General features: G+C 25.5%; 3 protein-coding genes. All 3 read right to left on the bottom strand.

Translation table 11 applies throughout. The features are described from left to right. A partial coding sequence (locus BUB83_RS21010) for a hypothetical protein (protein WP_200801515.1) occupies positions 1–558 on the bottom strand: 558 nt, incomplete at its 3' end. Positions 559–658: 100 nt separating this feature from the next. Continuing rightward, positions 659–1,717 carry a glycosyltransferase family 2 protein gene (locus BUB83_RS21005; RefSeq protein ID WP_073341032.1) on the bottom strand — a complete coding sequence of 353 codons (1,059 nt, stop codon included), beginning with the start codon at positions 1,715–1,717 and terminating at the stop codon, positions 659–661. Positions 1,718–1,748: 31 nt separating this feature from the next. Beyond that, the coding region (locus BUB83_RS22130; RefSeq protein WP_159434135.1) for a hypothetical protein at positions 1,749–1,967 on the bottom strand (219 nt) is incomplete at its 5' end.

The following is a 1,967-nucleotide window of genomic DNA, read 5'->3' as shown; positions in this document are numbered from 1 at the left end:
GTTACTATTGGTTCCACTTTCTGTATATATTCCATATCCAGTAACATTAGTCACTGTTATATTATCCATTTCTAAGTCTTTACCACCTTTAAAAATAACTCCATTTCCCCATTCATGAGGTGATTTAATTGTTTCATAATCATGTGTGTCTTTATCTCCCCTAACTATTCCATTTGTTAACCTAACATTTTCGGCTCCATCTATTATTTTTACAATTGAATAACCATCTAATCCATTTGTATTTATTTGAAAAATAGATTCATTTAAATCTATAACAACATTTTTTAAATCTATAACTATAGGCTCTAATTCGCTTATTAGATAATTTCCCTTAGGAAATATTATTTTTTCATATCCTTTTCCCCTTGCATATTGTAAAGCATCATTAATCCCTTTAGATGTTTCTATAGGAGATGTTCCATCATTTTTTATTCCAAATCTTTCAATATCAACTATATACTCATTTTCTGTAAAAAGAACTATAAATCCATCAGATGCGATAACTATTCTTCCTTCTTTCAATTTATCGAAATCATTTATTACATCAGAAATTTTCAAAATCAAACCTCCAATCATATTATTAAACTTAGTTATACATTATAAATGTTATTTCATTATATTCTGATGGAGGAAGTTTTGATATTATTAAGCAATTAATTTATATTGCTATTTTTGATAATATGTTTAGTAATATTTTTCTAGGTTTATTTCTTCTGTATATTTTTTCTCCTAATTCATACAAATAATCTAAATTTTCTTTTCTTATAGCATTTAAATATTCTTTTTCAAAGTAATTAATAGCTCCTTCATTATATGATGCTTCAATGATGCTTTTATCTTTTACATAAGTCCCTATCATTTCTTTTATACTATTTTTATTGAAATCACATTTAAAACAGTTAAAAAGACATGTTTTAAATGTATTTAATAACATTATGCTTATACCATTTAATCGTTTATTCATAGTATCTAAGTAATGTTCTTCTATAACCTCTTTCTGTATTTCATATCCATTTGTCGCATCATCAAATATATAAGGCATGTATTTACTGGTGAATCCACCTACACGGTAATAGTATAAAGGTTTATCTATAATTTTGACTTTATCTACCTTTAAAAATATTTCCAAATTATAAAAAAGATCCTCCCCCAAAAATTTAATTCTGGGTAAATACTTTCCGTTTTTTATTAATAGTTCTCTCTTGTATAATTTACCAAATAGTGATGCTGGAAAAGGATGCCCATGAAGATATGCGGCTGCTAATATTGTTTTTATTTCTTCTCCTCTATAAATTTTATCTTTGCTAAAATACATACTTTTATTTTTTCTCTTAATTAAAGCTCTATTGCCTAAAACTTTATACATATTGCATACTGTAATATCTGTACAATTTTCAATTGATTCTTTATATAGAATTTCAACAATTTCTCTATTTACCCAATCATCAGCATCTACAAACATAACGTATTCAGCTGTAGATGCCTGAACACCTTCCATTCTTGCTGCAATGCAACCTTCATTTTTTTTATTTATTACTACAATTCTTACATCTTTATTAGAATATTTCTCACAAATTTTAAGGCTATTATCATTAGATCCATCATTTATAAGAATTAATTCTAAGTCTCTAAAACTTTGATTAATAATAGATTTTATACATTTATCAAGTGTTTTTTCAGCATTATAAATTGGAATAACAATACTCACTTTAGCCATATTTTAACTTTCTTTCTTATTACCTTATATATTAATTTTGATTAATGTTAAAATAAAGATTGTTTGTGTATTTAGGATTTAAAATTTCTACACCAGTAACTGAATTATTCCTATCTGTAAAGTTTACTATTCCATCCTCAATACCCACTCCATCCAATATATAAGGATAATTTTCTTGAATAAGTTCATTGTTTTCTAAAACTATATTACCATTTGGTGTAGTGTAACTAGTGTCAAAAATACTTATGAT

Source organism: Clostridium grantii DSM 8605 (assembly GCF_900129965.1).
Taxonomy (GTDB): domain Bacteria; phylum Bacillota; class Clostridia; order Clostridiales; family Clostridiaceae; genus Clostridium_AF; species Clostridium_AF grantii.
This window is presented reverse-complemented; position numbering and strand designations above follow the sequence as displayed.

What these genes read in the sequence shown, in the direction of transcription:
- BUB83_RS21005 (WP_073341032.1), bottom strand. Translation starts at nt 1,717, where the DNA reads ATGGCTAAAGTGAGTATTGTTATTCCAATTTATAATGCTGAAAAAACA.